The sequence below is a fragment of the Streptococcus danieliae genome (assembly GCF_009767945.1).
In the GTDB taxonomy this organism is placed as follows: Bacteria; Bacillota; Bacilli; order Lactobacillales; family Streptococcaceae; genus Streptococcus; species Streptococcus danieliae.
Map to the genome: position 1 here is coordinate 1 of NZ_WSRS01000034.1, position 16,880 is coordinate 16,880.

Consider the following 16,880-nt stretch of genomic DNA (forward strand, 5'->3'; position numbering starts at 1 on the left):
CCAGTCACTCCAGCTCAACCTGAAAAACCAGCAACTCCTGTTGCTCCAGCTAAAGAAGAGCCAGTGAAGACTCTTCCAAACACAGGTACAGAAGCTTCTGTATTGGGCTTGTTAGGTACCCTAATGGCAGGACTGACATCTGCAGGTGCTGTTTTAACTAAACGAAAAGGTAAATAGGAATCGCTAGATTTAATACGTACCTAAATAGTCTAAGTGACCACAAGAAGCTGTTTGATGAACTGACTTCTTGTGGTCTTTATTATCAGGAGGAAATGAGATGCAAGAGTTTATTGCTTACGGCCGAGTTGCCAGTATTCCAGCAGATGCGATTGGAAAAACTGGAAATGGACATACTCGGTTTAAATTTGATTTTGTTTGTAGCTCTAGCTTAAAAGATGAACATGGAAAAATCATTTCGAGTTTTTTTCATGTTCGAGTTTATGAGAATCAGGCTGAGTTGCTGGCTCAAAGCTTAGTAAAAGGCTCCCCGATTTTACTTAAAGGGGAGATTCTTCAAAAACCTTATTTTAATAAGAATGGAGAGAAACGGAGTTATCAGTATATTGTTCCTAGTAAGCAAGGAGGGGTTACCTTTTTAGAGAGTGTGGAGGCAGCTAAGAGACGTCGAGAAAAGCAACAAAATACGTCTAGTTCTAATCTTGAGAGAGTAGATTCATCCAAGTAGAGGAAGGATATTGAAATGAGGAAAGGAAATGTAGATACTTTTTCAGATGATTTGATTGCAGATTCTCTTCAAATTACAGATTATTTAAAACAGGCTCAAGCCAGTCGATCGTCTATTGTTCGCCTGGGAATAGAAGATGTTCTGGAGTCTTACATGAAACGTTATCAAGGTGCTAGCCCTGATGTACAATCCCAGGTTTTTTCGTTTTCCCAATTCTCGGAAGAGCGGGTTTCTAACTATTTAAAGGGAGGTCAAGATGGGGAAGAATGATCAAAAAGGAAGTCAGCTAGAACCTGTTCAGAAGGTGGCTTCTGCTGTTTTAGCTTATTTATTCCTGGTAGCTGGAAATATTCTCCTGAGGCTTGTTTACCATCTCCCTTTTGTAAAAAAGGGACGGAAGCGCTTTGAAAAAGAAGTTCGGCCGGTAGTACAGTTTAAAAGCTTTTGGAGTTTTTGGGGCATGGGAGCAGCTTTTAGTTTGATTGCCTTGTTATTTACCAATTATTTTGTGACTGTTCTCCGAGCTTGTTTTCTGTATATTTATTTATCGCTAAAAACGATCAGAGATGCAGATGTTCATGTCGAGTTTGATTTTTCTAGCTTATTGATTCAAAATCTCTTTAATATTTCCGTGTTTCGAGTAGCTCCTATAATAGCTATTCCTGTTTTTTTAATTGGCTTGGTGCTTGCTTGGAAGTCGGCTTGGGTGAACTTTGAACAGTATCGAGATTATAATTTTAATGAAGAGGGGGATGATCGATTTGCGACGATCAAGGAAGTTCATCGCCAATATAAGAAAGTTCCTAATAAGAGCGATTCTTATCCAGGATCTGGAGGAGTTCCCGTCTTGCATGAGGTTAAAAACAATCTAGGAGGTTGGACTTTAGGCGCTCAGATGTTGTGGCAGAATCGAAAATTGAGTGGTTTGATTAGACGTGCGATACCCCTTGTGGGGCTGGATAAGAAAGCTTCAGGTTCTTATTACATTGAAGATGGCACGACAAATATGTTAGGGATAGGGATGACTCGTTCAGGTAAAGGAGAAGGTCATATTACACCGACAATTGAACTGAATAGTCGAGCAGAAGATCAGCCTTCCATGGTGATTTCAGATCCCAAAGGCGAGCATTACCAATCTTCTTACAAAACGCTTCGGAAACGTGGCTATGATGTGGAGGTTTTATCTTTCCAAAATATGGACTGGTCGATGTCCTATAATCCCTTAGCTCTAGCGATTGCGGCTGCTAAAAAGGGTTATTATGAGAAAACGCAGACACGGGTGAATGCAGTTGCAGAAGCGATTTATCGAAAAACCAAGCCAGAGACTGGAAATGGAAATGCTAAATATTGGGAAGATACCTCGATTTCCCTTTTTAATGCGATTACCATGGCTTTGATAGATCGAGCTGCCGAAGCCTATGCTAATGGTGAAAAAGATGCCTGGGATACAGTAACCATTCGGAACATTGCTAAATTCCTGACCGATCTAGGGTCAGAGACAGTCTTTGTAAATGTTGATGGAGAGGTTGTTGAAGATCCTGATCCAGATGACCGTCTATGGAAGAAGTCTAAAATCACTGTCTATTTTGATAATTTGCGAAAAATTAACCAGCAGGAATTTTCAAAGTTTAGGGATATGGCAGATTTGAATTTTCGCTCTTCTGATTTTGCTTCAGAAGAAACAAAAGGCAATGTCTTTTCCAGTATGATGTCAAGCCTTACTCTATTTTTGCAAGATAATATTGCCAAATTAACTTCTAAAAATTCGATTGACCTGGAATCAGTGGGCTTCCCTAGACGAATGTCAATTCGTCTTAGGTCTAGTTCTAACAGAGCCTTAGAAAATGATTTTGCCCATGCGACGGCCAGGATCAGTATCTACAGTCAAAGTCCTGGTCTTGGTAGTAGGAAGCGAAAGTACTTTGTACAGGGAGCAACAGCCTTGGTCGATGCGGAAGGCTATCTGAATTATGCGATTGAACCTAAATTGCCAAATCAGTTTACCGTCAGCATTGATTTTGAACATGAGAATAATCAAGTGGGACTTAGAGATAGGATGGTTCAATTTTCAGCTGAAAAGGTCTTTAAAAGAAATGGGAATGTTCTTGAATTAGATCCCTACACAAAGAAACCGATCTTAGAATCAATTGTTATCAAGAGTCTGAATCAGGAGGATCAGGGCCTGTTACAAGAGTCGGATATTGAATTTATCTATTCAGATAGTCCGAAGGTTATCTTTTTAGTGACTCCTCCAAACAGAAGCGAGTACAATAGTTTGATTTCTTTGTTTTTGGATCAACTGTTTAATGCCAATTATGAGATGGCTCTTTCCAATGGTCGAAGTTGTATCAATCGGATTCTTCATGTGTTGGACGAGTTTACTAACATTCCAGCCATTCCCAACATGGATACCAAAATTTCGATTAACCTGGGGCAGAATATTCTCTACTACCTATGGATCCAGAATTTAGAGCAGCTGGTGGATAAATATGGAGAGAACACTGCTAAAACAATTCAAGACAACTGTTCTCTTCAAATTTACGTGAAATCAACTTCTGATAAAACTAATGAGCGATTTAGTAAGGCTCTGGGGTCCAAAACAATTACTCGTAGACGGCGATCTAGTAACATATTGGATGAAGCAAATCCGAATGTGTCAATTGACAGTATGCGGCAGGATTTGTTAACGCCGACTCAGCTGGCAAAACTGCAGGAAGGAGAGGCAGTTATCTTGCGTGGTGTCAAGGGACGGGATCGTGCAGGTCGAAAAGTAACGACAGATCCCATCTTCCTTCATGATAAGACTAGCTTCCCCTATGCTTATATGTTCTTACAAGATGAATTTGATCGGGACCAGGCTTTGGCAGATATACCTGTTGAGAGTAAGCACAGGAATCTAAACTTACAGGATGTTGCTTTAGCTGCTTCTTCTACCTTTATAAATCTCATTGATTGGAGACAGGCCCTTGAGAACTATGGTCAAAGAGGAGGAGAAAAGCCACAACTTGCGACTAGAAGAAATCCTCTTAACCAGATCCAGGATCGTCAGCATGCTTCAGAAGGTGAACTATTAGCTGCGGCAGTAGCATCCGTTTTTGAAGATGAGAGCCTGTTTGTGGATGATGTGATTTAGTTTGAAGTATATAATTTTGTATATAAGAAATTATATACTAATTATCAAAATAGTTGTCTCAAGAAAGCGTTTTTGTTATACTAAAATCAAGCAAACTGGTGTGTTTGAGGAGGTGGATTTATGAAAAAAATTCTAGCATTTTTTGTTCTAACTTTATCTGTTTTTTTATTGGCAGCCTGTGGTACTAAGACTCCTGAAGAAATTATCAAAACAGAATTACAGGAGAGTTATATCGGTTATTCTGAAAACAAAGGAAATACTTATCCTTTTGCAGCTTATGATGGTGTTCTGACCTTTGATAAGGAAAATTATTCCATTACAAATAGTAAAGGGCATATGAAATATTTTTCGATCTTAGGAGAAGATCAGGTTCCTACTTTAGCTCAAGCTATTATTGATGAACATGCGGAGGAGTTGAAAGATAGCCATCATTTTTCAATTATTGTCAGTCGCCATAAGAATCCCAAGTGGGAGGATACTGAAGGTGGCTACCATATTGCTCTATCAGACGGTGGGAAGTCCATTCGAATCTTTGAATTGAATCGGGATTCTCGTGATTACGGCTATTATGATTTCTCTGGAAAAGCAAAATAAGTTGTAAGTCTCCTGTTTGGGAGGCTTTTTTAGTGTCCATTTTCACTGACTTGTCCCCTTAAAGCGAAAATATCAATTATCCCTTATGATAAGAGTAGTCTAAAGAAAGGCAGGAAACCGATGTGCAATTTGATACGTTTTCAGATCTTCTCAATTCCTTAGAAAAAGGATTTTTGGATACTGGTAGTAAAACTGATGGGAATATTGTGGGGGAGAATGCGGAAAAGTTGGCCGCTTTTTACCGTTACTGGAGTAGCTACCTAGATGCGACTCCAGCCTATCTAGCCTCGCTAGCTTATTTACCAGGAGGTCTAGCCAAGGCGCTCTATCAGATTACAGCCAGTTTGGAACATGTCTTTAATAACATGTTTAAATTATTTGGTCTCTTTGGCTATCTAGGAGATAGTAGTACCGTTATTGGCCAATTCTACTACTGGTTCCAGGTTCTAGGAACGACTATTTTCAGCTTGATTCTGGTTAGCTCAGCGATTCTAGGGGTATTTTCTAAGCCTGTTAAATTTAAGGGAGTGATTACCAACTTTCTTTTGGTGACCTTGGTGACAGCAGTTTTACCACTAGGTCTGAACACTGTAGCTTCTTCTGTAGCCCAGGATGCCATGGATATTCAGACAGTCACCAGCGAGTCGTCAGATGGGAATAAAAATTATTCTTCCTTGGCCATCCAACCCATGAAAAATAATGTGGTTGATCTCAAGGTATTGATTGATAATGATTTTTCGACGGAGCTGTTTCCCTTAGATGATTACGGCTATATTAAGCCCCCCAAGGAAGGCTCAACTCCTGTAAATAATATTACAGACAGTATTGATCAGCGAGATACATCGGATTTTGCGACTCGGATTGATTTTGGAGCTACTTATGGGGCTTCTAATTCAGATTTGTTAGATGCAATGGATGAGCAACAAAAAGGACTTAAGGGACTCTTTCTCCATAAACTTAATTCAAGTCAAGATGGGGTAGAAACCATTACAGATCATCAGCTTATTGGTCAGTTAAATGCTTTTGAACCTGTTTATCTACGCTATACTGTCAACTGGGTGGGACTTTTCTTCCAGTATGGTTTGTTGATTGTTTTGCTTATTTCCATGTCTGTTAAACTGGTTAAATCTGTCTTTGATATTATTATTCAGGCTATGATTTCGCCTCTTCAAGGCTATTCTTCTTTGTCTAGCTCTAAGAAGTATAAGGAACTCTTGCGAACTATGGGCGGAGCCTTGGCAGGGATTTTCTTTGAAGTGGTGATCATGCGGATGACCCTGGAAGTCTTACGGGATTTACCAATTCTATCAGTTAGTACCGTCACAAAACTATCAGGCGGATTCTTTGACGGTCTCAACATGTGGGAACAATGTATCGCTGCCTGTCTGGTTTATCTAGGAGTATTCTTGGCAGCAATGCAAGGTGTGACCATGATCGAACGTTGGTTAGGTGTATCAACAGGTCACAACGAAACAGCCCAACAATTGCTTGGGGCCATGATGGCAGGACAAGCCTTTGCGACTGGTGCTGGAGCAATTGGAAATATGGCCATGGCAGCTGGTGGTGCTGTGGGCAACGTGGCTAAGAAAGTTCCTGGTGCTGTTGCAGCAGGAAGTAAGGTTCTGGGGAATAGCTTGGCTGTTACAGAGGGTGGTATCCGTGGAGCTATAGCTGCTGGTAAGGAACAAGGAGTCAAACAAGCTGCCAAGGGTGGCCTCAGCAATATGATTGATGTTGCGGATATGCTTGGACAAGAAGCAGTTGGGAAGACCAAGGAGTTTGCAGGTGGAGTAGCAGATCATCTCCGTCAAAAAGAGCAGGCGGGTTACGATGCGGTTTATAGTGGTTTGACCGATCGAACTTCCGCTTCCCCTCATGGATCTCAGCTGAATAGCCCTTCTACAGAATTTGAAGCTGCTATGGGAGGTATGAATACACCAGGAGTTTCTTCAGGAGAAGGAGCACCTTCTCTAGGTGGCCTAGATGATCCTATTGGGATAACTCCCAACCTAGATCCAGATGTGAGTCAGGGGCCAGGTGAAGCACCTATTTCTGGTGGTGTAGGTACGGAACCCTTCTTATCCCAAGATTCTCCAAATCTTTCAGGGGGAGAACCTCCTTTATCACCACAAACCTCCACTGAATTTTCAGGTCTTGAAGTGCCTTTATCCCAAACTCCACCGAATCTTTCAGGTACAGGATCTGTACTAGGTAAAACCTCCCCATCTTCTGTAGGAACTAGTCCATCCTTGAAATCTAAACCAGCTATTTCACCTGAAGGAAAAGCCTATTCAGCTCCCAACAGTACAAATTCTGGTACTTCAAAGAGTCCTCGGGAACGCTTCAAAGAATCCGCAAATCAAATGAAGTTTGCCAACCAGACTGCCAAGAATGGTTTAGAGCGGATGCAGGCACCAAATCACATTAAGGGTGCTGAGATTGAAGAGGGAGATGAGTAGGTGATTAAATGGATGTTATTGGAAAAGTTGTGGCGATTACAGGTAGTTTGCGGCCCATGACTCGCATCGAGGTGACAGCCTTTTTGGTTGAGCGAGGGGCAGAAGTTTTACCTTATGTCTGTAAACGGACAGATGTATTGATCGTTGGTCGTAGGCAGCTGGATCTGTTTCATATCGAAAATGTTTCTAAAAAATATAGCAAGGCCTTAGCTTTACGGGAACAAGGCCAGCCTATTGAACTAGTGTCTGAAGAAGAATTTTTTAAATTTGTAGAGGAGTCTCAGAGATGAGGCTCTTTTTTGATTTTCCCTGACTTGTCCCCTTAACGCAAGAATTTCCATTATCCCTTATGATGAAATTAGTAAGAGAAAGGAGAAAACAATGCCTTCTGAAAAATACGGGGTTCCCCGAGATATTTACTCCAAGGTGAAAATTCTTGGCTTGTTTATGGTGGATTTTGCTTTTGTAGGCGGATCTGGTGTTGCTGCAATCAATATTGGGACTAAGATTTTCCCAACGAGCCAATGGCCTCAATTGTTGGCCTTTGTGCTTTTAACCCCTCTTATGTGTCTCTATTTAGTGCTTCCGACAAATGGCGGTAAGAAAAATTGGCAGAGTATGTTTTTATTCTTTAGGAGAAGGCGGAAGCGTTACATCAGTTTAAATTATAAAAGAGGAGATCGATAAAGATGGCAATTCAACAAACAGAGAAAAAAGCTCCTGAGAAAAAATCCCTGGGGCGGAAACGAAGTCCTAGAGAAGCGAGCCAAGATTATGTGGACTTGCATTCGAGTGTAGCCTTACTGGATGTTAAACGGATTATTGATAATCGGCAGTCTTACATTGAATTGGTGGATCATGGATACTTACAGTTGATGGAGATTCCAGGAAAAGATCTAGGTTCCCTTTCCTACAATGAGATTAGGAGAACGATCGAAAACTTTGAAAAGTGGCTATCGAGTTTTAATACCAATATTCAAATTGAAACAACAACCTTGCCTACCAATACGGACACACAGATGATAGACTTACGGCATCATCTGAGCTTGGTTCGAGAAGAAAAGGCCAAACTTTCACCAGATTCTCGCCGCTATGCGCAGCTAGATGATCGGGAACTATGGCTTCGAAATGAACTTCAGGTCGAAGAGAGTATTCAACAAGAAATCTACAATACAGAGTTTATCTTGTGGCTCTTTGCGGATACCACAAGTGATTTAGATGAGCTGGTCCGCAAAGCTAAATCGTATGGTAATGGGGACTTTGTCCCTCAAGAAATTACGAGAATCAAAAAAGAACAGATTTTGAAGCAGTATAACAACATGAACGAAAAGGTGTAGGCATGCCAGATTTATCCAGAAGAAAACAAAGACAGCTAAAAGCCAAAGGTTATGACTTGGCTTTTCTTAGCCGTATTCAACCACAGGGAAATATTGACTTTAGAAAGGATGATCGTTCCTGGATGAGTGGGGATGGTTATCATACAGTCCTTCATTTTTACGAGTATCCTTCAACAGACTTAGATCGCTTCTGGTTATCGGATTTGATGTTGATTCCAGGAACCAGGGCCTTTTTATCTCTTTATAGAGCCAACAACAAGGAATTGAAGGATGATATTAAGGATTCAATTGAAGAAAAGTCCACCAGAATTACAGGAAATAGTAAGATTGTTGATAATCAGCAGGAGCTGGATGAGATTCGTGATTTAACAGAGTTAGATCGAGAAATTCGGAAGAAAAATATCGCTATGTTGGGAATGTACGTGCGAATTTTTGTATCGGCTTCTATTAAGGAGGAACTCTTTAGGAAGGTTGAAGATATTAAGGACAAGACTTCTAATTTTAAATCCACGATTTTATCAGGTGAATTAGACTTTGAATACCATGCTCCCTTTGTTCCAGCTGAATATCAAATTGATTTACCGAATCGAAGACGAGGCATTCCTGTTCGGGCCTATGACCTAGCAGGAGGCTATTTCTTCAACCACACTAAACTAGAAGATCAACGAGGAGTTTATCTTGGTTGGACTCCAACCAGGGGAGCAGTTAACTTTAATTTTTTGGAAAGAGATGATCGGAGGACCAGGTCCTTTATGATTCTTTCTGGAAATCCTAAGATGGGCCAGCGTTCTTTCTTGTTGAAACATACAGACGGACTCTATGCCAAGGGAAATTACATTCGAAATTTTGATGCGAATGGAACCTTCCTGGACCAGACTCGCCAGCAGCACGGATTAATCCTGGACTTGTCTGGGGAATCCAATCGGATTAATATCTTCCAAGTTTTTCCAACGGTTACCAACGAACAAGGGACAGAAATTGACAAAAAGAAATCTTACAATCTACACATTCAAAAATTGAAGGGGATTTTAAAGCTCTTAAACCATGAGGTAACAGGAGACGATTTGACGACCTTTGGCCAATTATTAAACGAGTTTTACATCGATGAAGGCTTGTGGGCTAGAAATCCCAAACTCAATCCAGAACGGCTAAAGGCAACGGATCTTGTAAATGACGAATATCCTATTCTGTCGGATTTTGTCCTCTACATTGATGACTATAAACGAAGTTTAGAGATGAAGAGTCATCCCAATAAAATTGAAATTAAGTCGATCAATCGGATTTATAACACCTTTAATGAGCTACTCACGACCAATGCGGAGATGTTTGAAGGGACAACGGAGTTCCAGGATATTTCATCCGAACAGGTTGTAACCTTTGATTTCTCAGGTTTGAAGGGAAATCCGCAGCTGCTAAATGCCCAAATCTTTTCGGTGTTATCACTTGTTTCAGCTGATATTGTCAACAATGGGAAGCGTTGTAAGCAGTTGTTGAAGACGAATCCGCAACTAACAGAGATGGATATGCAGCATTACATTGTAAATATCAGTGAAGCTCAGACTTTGATTAATCCCAAGTATGAAAGCAGTGTAGAGCTTCTGGCAGATATGATTGACTCCATGGGGGATAACTTTGCAGGAGTTGTTCTCTCGGTCAATTCCTTACGAGGAATTTTGTTTGAATCAGGAATTGGGGATCATAAGGATCCTTATGTGACTGCTGTTCAGCGTATTTTTGGTTTGATGCAGTACCGTGTCTTTGCTCAAACAGAAGAAACCAGCATCCCGCTTCTTGCAAATGCCTTGGCAGGGTCTATGAATCAGTCGGAGTTAGAGACACTGCCACGTTTGGTTAAAGGACAATTGTTTATGAATATCGCAAGTGTAGGGAACCTGGTCTTTAATCAGCAGCTCTTGGGACCTGATATGCAGCGCTACGGTGGAATCCAATAGAAAGGAATAAATGATGGCAGGAGAAAAACAAGGATTTATTGCACGGAAAAAAGCGGCTTTTGAAGAAGCTGTGGCTATTCGAAAAGCGATTATGAAGGCTGAGCGAGACTATTTTGCCTCGGAAGGGGAATCGGATCCTAGGCGACTAGAGGCTCAAAAACAGCGAGATAAAGAGTTTTTGCAAAGTCTGAAAAAGCTTGGGATCGGTGTAATTGTCTTTTTAGTAATCTATGCGATGATGCGGACGGTTCTCGGCTTGTGGTAATAAGGAGGTAGAAGTGAAAAAACTGATTTACTTCTTTATAGCCTTGCTTCTGGTCCTTTGGATGGCGGTCAATGCTGTTGCTGGTTTATTTGGTGCCATCTCAGGCAGCAATAACGGAGACTGTAGTTCAACTTCAAGCAAAATAGCAAGTAAGGCTTCTGGAAACATTGAGGGGGCTGAGGTTGAAGAAGATCAAGTAGAGATTGCCAAAAAGATTGCATCAGTGGCTGTTGAGTACGGACTTGATGAAAACAAGGCTTATGGAGCTGTTGGAAATGCCCAACAAGAGAGTTCTTTGATGCCACCCTTTGTTGAGTTGAACCATCTTTGGAGTTACTGGGCTAATGCGAATAGCGTTGAAGATGCTGTTCGAGAAATCCAAAAACATGGTACCAAAGCAGAAGCCTTGTTTGTAAACGGCTTTAATTCAGTTATCTCAGCCTATGGAGGTGGTTTGAGTGATGAAGGCTACCGTGGAGGTTCGCCAGATGGTAGCCATTGGGTTGGCTTTGGAATCTGGCAATGGACGGGCTATAATGGGGTTATGCCCTACTTCGACTGGGCGGATGCCAATAAGAAAACCAAGGCCGATATTGATAGTATCTTGTTGTTTGCCTTTTCGGATAGCAGCGAATTTTTCAAGCCTTACACAGCTGAGGGTGATTATTATTATCAGCGACTGGAAAAAATTAAGGCTATGCCTGCAGCTAGTTCTCCAGCTGAAGGTGCTGCTATCTGGCTCAATCATTATGAATACGCTGGACAGGCTCCAGGTGGCGGTGGTTTGGTTCACTTGGACCAACGGCAACAATATGCGACTAATTGGGCTGTCCGCCTAGGAAAAGAAAAGTTAGACGTCGATTACGGTAAATCCATTATTAGTCAGGCCAATACTGTTTCGGCCAAGAAAAATTCTGAGAAGAATGGGGATAAGTGCCGCAAATCTTCTTCCTCTGGTAAAGGAAAGGGAGGCCATCCCTATAATCACGATTATTATTGGACAGCAGCTTTTAGGACCTACAATAAAGCTCGAACAATTGCAGCAGCCAATTTTGGATTTTCTACCCATAATGGGATTGACGTTGTAGCAGACTGGGGAATTGCCTTTTCACCAAAAGGAGAAAAGGGGGAAATCTTTTCAGTTTACAATGGGACAGTTGTCGGAAAAAGTCCTGGTTTTGGCCAGATTCTCATTAAAAGTGAACCATCTGAAACAGAGTTGAGCAAACCAGTTGTTCTTGAGTATACGCATCTCTTAGTCGATGGAGCTTATAACAATGTTCAGATTGGTGATAAGGTTCAAGCAGGACAACGGATTGGAACAGAAGGGGATACAGGCTCCCCAGGTCTTACCCATTTGCATTTTGGAGTCTTAAATGCGGATGCAGTGGCCAATGGTATCAACTTATGGACTGGAATTAACCTTGACGAAAAGAATTATGGAGGCAGTGTTGATGATCCTATCATCGATCCAGGTCTTGTGTTGGAAGGCATCGAAGTAGGCTGGTTTGATACAGCTGCGCCTAACTATCTAGGAGATGAATTTATTCAGCCGAACCCGCTTCAAATTCGTGTTGATGGTACAACTAAAGATGATCCGAGACTCGCAGGGAAAGTTAAGTAGGAGAAGACAATGACTAGAAAAAGAAAGATCGAGTTATTTCTAGCTGTAATTTTAGCAATCACGACAATGGGTTTATTGATTGCAAATGAATCCTTTAGTAAGAATAAACAGGAGCTGGAGGATCGCTTGCTTGGTGAAAAGGCAGCGATTGTAACTTTAGACACCAAGCAAAAGAAGGATGAAACGCTATTGAAAGCTATTCAAAATGGCCAAGCTAAAAAGGACTATGAGCAACTAGAGGAACGGAAAAAAGCAGCTTTTGAAGTCTATTACAAGCTATCGAAAGAGCTACTGTCAGCTGAAAAAGAAAAGAAGGAACGAGGGGTCGAGAAGCTGCGGGAAGAGATTGATAATGTCATGGTACTGGGGGAAAGTCGAGGACTATTTCTCTACCGTGGATCAAACTGGCAGATGGTTCTGAACCGCAAAATTCCCGATTTTACCTTCACAGTGCAAGCAGCTGATACCATCAGTATTGTCGATGGAGAGGGAAGGACAGTTGTCCTCATGAAAGTCTGGTATGATGAGGAGCAAGAAAGATTCCAGTTACTCTCCATGATTAAGACTTTAGAATGGTTGGCGCCGACTGATGTTTTTGTACCTGGTTCAGGAGAAGTTGGAGTTTTATCTTCAGGTGAAGAAGTAAAGGGTGGTGATAGTCAATGAGAAAACCGATTAAACCAGAGATAATTTTACGGTCTATCCTTCTCGTTTTATTGGCAGCTGTTCTTATTCTATTGCCTTTGACAATATCTGTATCCCGAGGTATTGCCTCAAAGACGGTAGAATTAGAATCTGTTCGAAAGATCAAGGAGAAAAAGGAAGAAGAGACTCAGAAAGTTGGTCAGGAGCTTACAAGAGCACAAGAAGAACTAACACAAGAAGTAGTCGGATTTTCTCTTAGTGAACTAAAGCAAGATGAAAAGATCGTAAAAAACTATCTTGATACTATTTTCTCCTGGACAAATGGTCAAGAGTACGATAATCAGAGAAAGATGTTGGAAGCAGGGGGTGCTAAAGGAAGTGATGAGTTATTGAAGGTTATTATGCCGCCTAATTATAGAGTTCCTGTACCCGAAGATCTAGTTGGAAAGATTAAGGACAATGATGTTGACATCAATGGTTTAAAATCAAAAATCATTGGTTTACAAATCTATCCAGATTCCTGGGAGAAGGGATCAGATGCAGAGGTTATTTATACGGCTGTTTTGCAGTACCAAATCTATATTCATGAGAGAGATTTATCGGGAGATTATCGGACAACGGATGATTTGTTATTCAGATTTACGCTGGCAGGAACAGGGGATAATCGGAAAGTGGCAGAGGTGAAACATTCCTTTATTCAATAGCTTTTATCAGTGTTTGAAACGTAAAAAGGTATATACAAAGTTATATACCTTTTTTATATAACATTTGTTGAGCGTAGTTGCCTTTTGTGATATAATTAAGTATATAAGAAAGGTCATAACAAGTTATATATAAAGTTATATACTAATTTTTGGTTTACAGCTTATTGGGAGGTTGAATATGAAGATTTTGACAGTCAATTTAGATAAGGGTGGGGGTGGTAAAAGTAGCCATACTTACAATTTAGGTGACTGGTTATCACGAGTTCAAGAGAAGCGAGTTCTGTTGATCGATGGAGCCAGAGAGTGCAATTTAACGCATTCATTTGATGTCACCAGCGATAAAACGATCTATGATGTTTTTGTGACAGGAGACTATGAAATTTGTCAGGTGAACAATCGTCTAAGTCTAATTCGAGGAGATGCACGATTGACTGATGAGCAACTTGATTTAACGAGTCGGAACAATAAATACCTTCAGCTCTTTATGTGGTTTAGTGAGCATTATGAGCAGCTAGAGAAAGACTTTGATTTCATTCTCATAGATACTCACAATGATGAGAGTCTAGTGACAGCCAATTTCATAGCTGTATCGGATGTTGTACTAGGGGTAACGGATGCCTCCACAAATGGATTTAGAGCTTGGCTAGCTCTCAAAAGATTTGTGGATCATATTAAAAACGAGGCGATAGAGGTTATAAGCAGGAAAAGTTATGTGCGGGTGCAGCCCTATCTAATCGGCAATAAAATTGAGTATTACGGAAATCATGTGACAGAGACTTGTCGGCAATTCCTGGATGTTGTTGAAGCAGAAGAAAGTTATCTTGGATCTGTTCAGAAGAAAGAACTCATGGCCAAAAGCCTGGTACTGAATCAAAGTGTTTTTGAGCAGAGGGAATTGATGACCACCAAGCAAGTGACGACACATCAGATATTTTTTGATAACATAGAATATGTGTATCGGAATATCTTAAATTCTATGGAAAGGATTGATTAAATATGGCTGAAAATCGGTTTGCGCAGCTGAAAGAAACCTTTGAACAGACAGAGCAAAAACCAAGAACCAAAACCAAGGTAACAAAGAAAAAGCAAAATTCACCAGCATCTTATAATAGGAAAGGGCGTTATATTTTCTCGCTACATGAGGATGTACGCCAGGAGAAATTGGAAGCTTTGGTAGAGTTTCATCAGGCAAAATCAGCATCAGATTATCTGGAGAAAATGATCCTGAAGGAGTATGCCAAGATCCAAAAGAAATTGAAATAGGGAGGATTCAAGATGTTCTATTTTTTCTATGTTCGAGCGCTTATTAAGTTAATGTTCCTGGCTTTTATCGGGATTTCCATCTATATATTGTTCCAAACAATTGGGTTAAGTATGTTTTTTTTGTTAATTGTGGGACTATTGGCTGCTAAATTTGTACCAGGCTTGGTGTTGCCCATTATCCTGATTGCGATAGGGGTACACTTCACAGGTGGTTTCTCATTTATCCCAGATATAATCACAGGGACTTTCTGGGGGATTGTTTTTGCGTGTCTTGGATTTTGGTATCTGGAGGATAAAAAATGATGATCGATCAGGGAAATAGGAAGGATTTGAATTAAGATGGAAGCAATGGAATTATGTATACGAATTACAATTTTTATAGGTGTAATAAAACGTTTTTGGTTGGCAAATTGGCGCTTGATTTTGGGTATAACTGGACTATTAATTTTAGTTTTTGTTACTTTTGAAACGCAATTGTTTTCAAATTTATTAACGGCGATATTAGTCGGAGTTATTATAGATTATCGGATAACAAGGGGAGTAGAGGCAGAAAAATTAAGGAGTAAGTATTCTTTACTTGATGAATCTCAATTTTATGAGGAGTATTTTGATCTTTACTGGAGTAGAACTATTCGTGATTATAAATTACTAGCTAATCTAACCATCCTCTTTCTATTAATCATTAAAACTTCCAATTGGAAGCCTTTTGATTATTCAATACTCAATATTCTCTTTTTTATTGCATTAGCTACTCTGGGGTCTACCTTGACTTTTGCTTTTCTAAAAAAATTCGATAGTATAGATTATCTTATGTTTAAAAAGCAAGACGATTATACAGATTACTCGGATGAGGAGAAGAAGCTGTTGGCGAAGACTTCGAACGAGTTAAAAAAGTAAAGAGAGAAAGAGAATAGATCATTTTGCAGCAACGGCCACCAAACCGTTGCTTTTTTGTGTTTTATAGACAGCTATAATTCGTCATCAGAATCAAAATAAATTTGAAAAACTAGTAGAGACTCTTTACAATACTCTATATGTTTATTGGAGGAGGGTCTATGAATGGTATTTGATGAAATAGGATTTAAAAATCAGTTATCCAGGGAAGTTGGAAAAGACTTCGATAGATTTATTCGTCATTATGATGAACAAATGATTCCTGTTATGAAGAAAAGAGGTTATAAGTGTGTTCATTCTACAGAGCGTACAGTCGCCTTCACTTTTGGGGAATTTACTTTTCGCAGACGAAGATGGAAAAAGGGAGATCACTGGGTGGTTCCAGTTGATGAGCGCTTGGGTCTTCAAAAGAATGTCCGTTTTTCTCTTGAATTTATGTATCAGATCTCCTATTTATCGACAATGATGTCTTATGATAATGTTGTTAGAACCATTCAAACACTCTACAATATAACGATTACCAAGCCAACTGTTGTTAAGGCGATTAAAATGTGCAATCAGTTATTAGAAGAAAGAATGGAGTATAATTTTTTTGAAGTTCCTGAGGAGAAAAAGCAGAAAGCGGATATTATCTACATAGAGGGCGATGGTGTCATGCTCAGGGCCAGGGACACGAATAAGGATAATCGCCATTTTGATCTATCGCATTTTGTAGTACATACTGGTAGCAAGCAGGTAGGGAAGAATCGGTTTGAACTCCAGGATAAGAAGGAATTTATCTCTTTAAATAATCGTTTGGCTAGGGATCATGTTTTGGAGTATATTTTTCATCATTTTGAAATTGATGAGAATACTGTATTGATTACAAATTCGGATGGGGGACACGGATACACTCCCTATGTTTTCAAAGAAATAGCTAAGGCTCTGAAGGTTAAGAGACATGAACATTTTTGGGATGCCTACCATGTTAATAAAGACGTAAAAAAGTTTCTCAGTCTCTACTCTACAGAATTATTGGATGGAGCTTTCGAGGCCATCAAGAAGCATGATAAAAGTCAATTGCGGACGATTCTTGATACTGCAGAATCAATGATTATGAGTGATGAGGAGCAAGAAGAATTTGATAGATTTAAGGGCACCTCTAAAAACCAGAAGTATTCCGTCATATAAAAAAAGAAGGGACTCTTGCCCTCCAATTTCCAGCAAAAGTCCCTGTATTTCCTACTTTTCTATCCCGATTATCGGGAGAATTCTGATTTTTGGGCGCACTAAGCCCATGTATTCAAATTCAGTCGTTTGATCTGTTCAAAACGACAAATATTGTA

The 16,880-nt window shown here is 40.1% G+C and carries 18 protein-coding genes and 1 pseudogene; all 19 read left to right on the forward strand.

Features of this window, described 5'->3' with window-relative positions:
* The first annotated feature begins 63 nt into the window (after positions 1-63).
* A complete protein-coding gene (locus E5983_RS10190) occupies positions 64-177 on the forward strand; it encodes an LPXTG cell wall anchor domain-containing protein (protein ID WP_414486769.1) in 114 nt (37 codons plus the stop codon).
* 100 nt (positions 178-277) lie between these two features.
* Positions 278-685 (forward strand): single-stranded DNA-binding protein, encoded by a 408-nt coding sequence (locus tag E5983_RS04740; RefSeq protein ID WP_160332764.1) that lies wholly within the window; start codon positions 278-280, stop codon positions 683-685.
* Positions 686-700: 15 nt separating this feature from the next.
* Entirely contained in the window at positions 701-955 is a 255-nt protein-coding gene (locus tag E5983_RS04745; RefSeq protein WP_160332765.1) for a hypothetical protein, read from the forward strand.
* Positions 942-3,818: a VirD4-like conjugal transfer protein, CD1115 family gene (locus tag E5983_RS04750; protein WP_160332766.1), complete on the forward strand. Its 2,877-nt coding sequence runs from the start codon at positions 942-944 to the stop codon at positions 3,816-3,818. The genes E5983_RS04745 and E5983_RS04750 overlap by 14 nt, the downstream gene beginning before the upstream one ends.
* Before the next feature lie 120 nt (positions 3,819-3,938).
* Positions 3,939-4,412, forward strand: a complete 474-nt coding sequence (locus E5983_RS04755; RefSeq protein WP_160332767.1) for an LptM family lipoprotein — start codon at positions 3,939-3,941, stop codon at positions 4,410-4,412.
* 122 nt (positions 4,413-4,534) lie between these two features.
* Entirely contained in the window at positions 4,535-6,871 is a 2,337-nt protein-coding gene (locus E5983_RS04760; RefSeq protein ID WP_160332768.1) for a pLS20_p028 family conjugation system transmembrane protein, read from the forward strand.
* Between the two features lie 8 nt (positions 6,872-6,879).
* Entirely contained in the window at positions 6,880-7,161 is a 282-nt protein-coding gene (locus E5983_RS04765; RefSeq protein ID WP_160332769.1) for a BRCT domain-containing protein, read from the forward strand.
* 91 nt (positions 7,162-7,252) lie between these two features.
* Positions 7,253-7,558 (forward strand): DUF5592 family protein, encoded by a 306-nt coding sequence (locus E5983_RS04770; protein ID WP_160332770.1) that lies wholly within the window; start codon positions 7,253-7,255, stop codon positions 7,556-7,558.
* 2 nt (positions 7,559-7,560) lie between these two features.
* Positions 7,561-8,208, forward strand: coding sequence for a hypothetical protein (locus E5983_RS04775; protein WP_160332771.1), 648 nt, complete (start codon positions 7,561-7,563; stop codon positions 8,206-8,208).
* 2 nt (positions 8,209-8,210) lie between these two features.
* Positions 8,211-10,160, forward strand: a complete 1,950-nt coding sequence (locus E5983_RS04780) for a virulence factor (RefSeq protein ID WP_160332772.1) — start codon at positions 8,211-8,213, stop codon at positions 10,158-10,160.
* A 13-nt stretch (positions 10,161-10,173) separates the two neighbouring features.
* Positions 10,174-10,425 (forward strand): hypothetical protein, encoded by a 252-nt coding sequence (locus tag E5983_RS04785; protein ID WP_160332773.1) that lies wholly within the window; start codon positions 10,174-10,176, stop codon positions 10,423-10,425.
* A 13-nt stretch (positions 10,426-10,438) separates the two neighbouring features.
* The gene (locus tag E5983_RS04790; RefSeq protein ID WP_160332774.1) at positions 10,439-12,049 is read left to right on the forward strand and encodes a phage tail tip lysozyme; all 1,611 of its coding nucleotides are present in this window, start codon (positions 10,439-10,441) and stop codon (positions 12,047-12,049) included.
* Between the two features lie 9 nt (positions 12,050-12,058).
* A complete protein-coding gene (locus E5983_RS04795; RefSeq protein ID WP_160332775.1) occupies positions 12,059-12,715 on the forward strand; it encodes a hypothetical protein in 657 nt (218 codons plus the stop codon).
* Positions 12,712-13,398, forward strand: a complete 687-nt coding sequence (locus E5983_RS04800; RefSeq protein ID WP_160332776.1) for a hypothetical protein — start codon at positions 12,712-12,714, stop codon at positions 13,396-13,398. The genes E5983_RS04795 and E5983_RS04800 overlap by 4 nt, the downstream gene beginning before the upstream one ends.
* Before the next feature lie 178 nt (positions 13,399-13,576).
* Positions 13,577-14,392 carry a ParA family protein gene (locus E5983_RS04805; RefSeq protein WP_160332777.1) on the forward strand — a complete coding sequence of 272 codons (816 nt, stop codon included), beginning with the start codon at positions 13,577-13,579 and terminating at the stop codon, positions 14,390-14,392.
* Positions 14,393-14,394: 2 nt separating this feature from the next.
* Positions 14,395-14,661 carry a hypothetical protein gene (locus E5983_RS04810; protein WP_160332778.1) on the forward strand — a complete coding sequence of 89 codons (267 nt, stop codon included), beginning with the start codon at positions 14,395-14,397 and terminating at the stop codon, positions 14,659-14,661.
* 12 nt (positions 14,662-14,673) lie between these two features.
* Positions 14,674-14,964: a hypothetical protein gene (locus tag E5983_RS04815; RefSeq protein ID WP_160332779.1), complete on the forward strand. Its 291-nt coding sequence runs from the start codon at positions 14,674-14,676 to the stop codon at positions 14,962-14,964.
* A 36-nt stretch (positions 14,965-15,000) separates the two neighbouring features.
* A complete protein-coding gene (locus E5983_RS04820) occupies positions 15,001-15,558 on the forward strand; it encodes a hypothetical protein (RefSeq protein WP_160332780.1) in 558 nt (185 codons plus the stop codon).
* Between the two features lie 162 nt (positions 15,559-15,720).
* A pseudogene (locus E5983_RS04825) lies at positions 15,721-16,689 on the forward strand (UPF0236 family transposase-like protein); the annotation flags it as partial.
* Positions 16,690-16,880 lie beyond the last annotated feature (191 nt).

Excerpts from the sequence above, each read along its gene's own strand:
- E5983_RS04785 (WP_160332773.1), top strand. The coding sequence starts at position 10,174 with ATGGCAGGAGAAAAACAAGGATTTATTGCACGGAAAAAAGCGGCTTTT.
- E5983_RS04800 (WP_160332776.1), top strand. The coding sequence starts at position 12,712 with ATGAGAAAACCGATTAAACCAGAGATAATTTTACGGTCTATCCTTCTC.
- E5983_RS04820 (WP_160332780.1), top strand. The coding sequence starts at position 15,001 with ATGGAAGCAATGGAATTATGTATACGAATTACAATTTTTATAGGTGTA.
- E5983_RS04815 (WP_160332779.1), top strand. The coding sequence starts at position 14,674 with ATGTTCTATTTTTTCTATGTTCGAGCGCTTATTAAGTTAATGTTCCTG.
- E5983_RS04765 (WP_160332769.1), top strand. The coding sequence starts at position 6,880 with ATGGATGTTATTGGAAAAGTTGTGGCGATTACAGGTAGTTTGCGGCCC.
- E5983_RS04780 (WP_160332772.1), top strand. The coding sequence starts at position 8,211 with ATGCCAGATTTATCCAGAAGAAAACAAAGACAGCTAAAAGCCAAAGGT.
- E5983_RS04775 (WP_160332771.1), top strand. The coding sequence starts at position 7,561 with ATGGCAATTCAACAAACAGAGAAAAAAGCTCCTGAGAAAAAATCCCTG.
- E5983_RS04755 (WP_160332767.1), top strand. The coding sequence starts at position 3,939 with ATGAAAAAAATTCTAGCATTTTTTGTTCTAACTTTATCTGTTTTTTTA.
- E5983_RS04770 (WP_160332770.1), top strand. The coding sequence starts at position 7,253 with ATGCCTTCTGAAAAATACGGGGTTCCCCGAGATATTTACTCCAAGGTG.
- E5983_RS04795 (WP_160332775.1), top strand. The coding sequence starts at position 12,059 with ATGACTAGAAAAAGAAAGATCGAGTTATTTCTAGCTGTAATTTTAGCA.
- E5983_RS04750 (WP_160332766.1), top strand. The coding sequence starts at position 942 with ATGGGGAAGAATGATCAAAAAGGAAGTCAGCTAGAACCTGTTCAGAAG.
- E5983_RS04745 (WP_160332765.1), top strand. The coding sequence starts at position 701 with ATGAGGAAAGGAAATGTAGATACTTTTTCAGATGATTTGATTGCAGAT.
- E5983_RS04740 (WP_160332764.1), top strand. The coding sequence starts at position 278 with ATGCAAGAGTTTATTGCTTACGGCCGAGTTGCCAGTATTCCAGCAGAT.
- E5983_RS04810 (WP_160332778.1), top strand. The coding sequence starts at position 14,395 with ATGGCTGAAAATCGGTTTGCGCAGCTGAAAGAAACCTTTGAACAGACA.
- E5983_RS04805 (WP_160332777.1), top strand. The coding sequence starts at position 13,577 with ATGAAGATTTTGACAGTCAATTTAGATAAGGGTGGGGGTGGTAAAAGT.